The organism is Phyllobacterium sp. CCNWLW109, from assembly GCF_037203905.1.
In the GTDB taxonomy this organism is placed as follows: Bacteria; Pseudomonadota; Alphaproteobacteria; order Rhizobiales; family Rhizobiaceae; genus Phyllobacterium; species Phyllobacterium ifriqiyense.
Genome location: NZ_JBBCBK010000011.1, coordinates 1 through 2,953 on the forward strand (window position 1 = coordinate 1; position 2,953 = coordinate 2,953).

At 50.6% G+C, this 2,953-nt stretch carries 3 protein-coding genes; 1 reads left to right on the forward strand and 2 read right to left on the reverse strand.

Annotated elements, in window-relative coordinates; all coding sequences use genetic code 11:
- Both V9K92_RS22705 and V9K92_RS22710 read right to left on the reverse strand, forming a co-directional pair.
- The coding region (locus tag V9K92_RS22705) for a gluconokinase (protein WP_337355047.1) at positions 1-409 on the reverse strand (409 nt) is incomplete at its 3' end.
- Positions 406-1,173 carry an SDR family oxidoreductase gene (locus V9K92_RS22710; RefSeq protein ID WP_337355048.1) on the reverse strand — a complete coding sequence of 256 codons (768 nt, stop codon included), beginning with the start codon at positions 1,171-1,173 and terminating at the stop codon, positions 406-408. The genes V9K92_RS22705 and V9K92_RS22710, both read right to left, overlap by 4 nt.
- Before the next feature lie 202 nt (positions 1,174-1,375).
- On the opposite strand from V9K92_RS22710, the gene V9K92_RS22715 reads away from it, so the two are divergent.
- The gene (locus V9K92_RS22715; protein ID WP_115055868.1) at positions 1,376-2,809 is read left to right on the forward strand and encodes an aldehyde dehydrogenase family protein; all 1,434 of its coding nucleotides are present in this window, start codon (positions 1,376-1,378) and stop codon (positions 2,807-2,809) included.
- Positions 2,810-2,953 lie beyond the last annotated feature (144 nt).

The window sequence follows — 2,953 nt, forward strand, 5'->3', positions numbered from 1 at the left end:
CAACAGGCGATTCCAACGTTGAAAGCTGACTGTCCAACATCGAAACCGGCATAAAATGACCCGTGCGCTTACCCATGTGCGATCGTAGAACCTCGACTTCGCCATCCAGGAAAATGAATGCAAGCGGTCCGCCAGCTTTCTCTCTCAAACGTTCGCGATAGCTTTTTTTCAAAGCTGAGCACGACACTACAAGCCCATTTTCAGCTTTGGCCAGTTCAATGCCAATTTTGTCGAGCCACGGCCAGCGGTCATCATCCGTCAATGGAATGCCGGAAGACATTTTTTCGACGTTACGTTCGGGATGAAGCGTATCGCCTTCCAAAAAAGGAAGCTTTAAGGCTTCGGCGATCGCAACTCCGACGGAGGTTTTTCCCGAACCGCTCACGCCCATTACTATAATGCGTATCATATTGAAGCTGTAATCCCGCCATCGATGTGGATAACTTGCCCATTAACAAAGGACGAGGCATCACTTGCCAAGAATATTGCAGCGCCAACCAATTCTTCAACATTTCCCCATCGTCCTGCCGGGGTCCGTTTCTCCAGCCAAGTGGAGAACTCCGGATCATCGATCAATGCTTGATTTAATGGAGTTTTGAAATAGCCGGGTGCGATAGCGTTGATTTGCAGACCATATTTCGCCCAATCCGTGCACATGCCTCGCGTCAAATTACGAACAGCGCCTTTCGTTGCCGTGTATGGCGCTATGGATGGCCGGGCCAGTTCACTCTGAACCGAAGCAATATTGATAATCTTGCCGCGGCCTCGCTTGATCATGTGTTGAGCAGCGCTCTGGCCTGCGTAGAAAACGCTCGAGATGTTTGTTTGCAGCAATTGCTGCCATTTATCATCCGGAAAATCCTCCAGGGGAGCACGAAATTGCATACCGGCATTATTGATGAGAATATCAATCGGACCGATCTCGGCCTCGATCTTATCAATCCCCGTCTTGACCGCACCAATATCGGTTACATCGAAATGCGAGGTATGCGCCTTATACCCCTCAGCACTGAGTTCGGTGACGGCTGCTGCAAGTTTTTCCAGGTTGCGGCCGTTGAGGACGACCGTCGCACCATATGATGCGAGACCTTTTGCTAAAGCGAAGCCGATACCTTGACTGGACCCAGTAACGAGCGCGAGGCGCCCCTCAAGATTAAACAATGAGTAGGGCATGTGGACGTTCCTCTTATTCGCTTCTTGTGAGCGGACGAATATTCCGGCGTGCTCGATAAGCTTAACTAGCAGTCCTTTACGCAGCTTTCTACCCGGCCAATCAAGCTCCATATAGCCGAAAAGCCAAATGTTCTGGATTAACCGTTGAAACGCTTGTCTCCTATGGTATTGATTCAACTGAACAGAACGAAAGAACACAATCATGACATTGCACCAAAATCTGATCGACGGCGAATGGGCCGGTGGCGACGCCATTGCCAATATCAATCCTTCCAACACCAATGATGTGGTTGGGGAATATGCGAGAGCGACGGCTGAGGACACGTTACGGGCCATTGCTGCTGCAAAAGCGGCCTTTCCTGCTTGGGCGCGTTCTGGAATTCTCGAACGTCATGCAATCTTGCGCAAAACTGCAGATGAGATCACTGCCCGCAAGGATGAACTTGGCCGATTGCTCTCTCGGGAAGAAGGCAAGACACTGGCCGAAGGGATTGGTGAAACTTTGCGTGCAGCGCAAATCTTCGACTTCTTTGCCGGAGAAGTGTTGCGGCTTGCAGGCGAAGTTTTGCCAAGTGCTCGTCCGAATATCGGTGTTGAAATTACGAGAGAACCGGTTGGCGTTGTCGGCATCATCACCCCGTGGAATTTCCCCATTGCGATTCCTGCCTGGAAGATTGCACCTGCTTTGGCTTATGGAAATACTGTTGTGTTTAAGCCAGCGGATCTCGTACCGGGCTGCTCTTGGGCAATTGTTGATATCCTCCATCGTTCGGGTCTACCAAAGGGTGTGCTTAATCTTGTCATGGGCAAGGGTTCAGTTGTAGGGCAGACAATTCTCGACAGCGCCGATGTCAATGCGATCACTTTCACCGGATCTGTCGGTACGGGAAAACGCGTCGCTGCAGCATCAATTGAGCATATGCGCAAATTCCAGTTGGAGATGGGCGGTAAAAATCCATTTGTTGTTCTGGATGATGCCGAGCTTAACGTCGCGGTCGACGCCGCTGTAAATAGTGCGTTTTTCTCAACCGGTCAGCGTTGCACAGCGTCTTCTCGAATCATTGTCACCGAGGGCATCCATGACCGATTCGTTGCTGCTGTTTCGGAAAAACTGAAAACCATCATAGTTGATGATGCTTTGAAGGCGGGGACGCATATTGGCCCCGTTGTCGATGCGAGCCAGCTCAAGCAGGATGAAGATTATATTGCTATCGGTCAAAAAGAGGGTGCAAAGCTCGCTTTTGGCGGCGAACGGCTGACACGGGATAATCCCGGCTTCTATCTGCAGCCCGCTTTGTTTACGGAAGCGACGAATCAAATGCGTATTTCTCGCGAAGAAATATTTGGTCCTGTCGCCAGTGTCATCCGCGTCAAGGATTATGAAGAGGCGCTGCATACAGCAAATGATACGCCTTTTGGCCTCTCATCGGGCATTGCGACGACGAGCCTGAAGCATGCGACTCATTTCAAACGCAATGCCGAAGCTGGGATGGTAATGGTTAACCTGCCCACTGCCGGTGTTGATTTCCATGTGCCTTTCGGCGGACGTAAGGGATCAAGCTATGGCCCTCGTGAGCAGGGCAAATACGCTGCCGAGTTTTATACGACGGTGAAAACCGCCTATACGCTGGCCTGATCCTCGTCGCAGGATCTATGTGAATGTTGAAGGGGCGTTGCGCAGGCAGCGCCCCTTGTTTTTTGCCCTACATTTTGTTGAGTTATCCCCAGGGATTGGGATTTGTTTTATAAAAGTTAGATTTTGGGGATTTTTTTGAGAAAG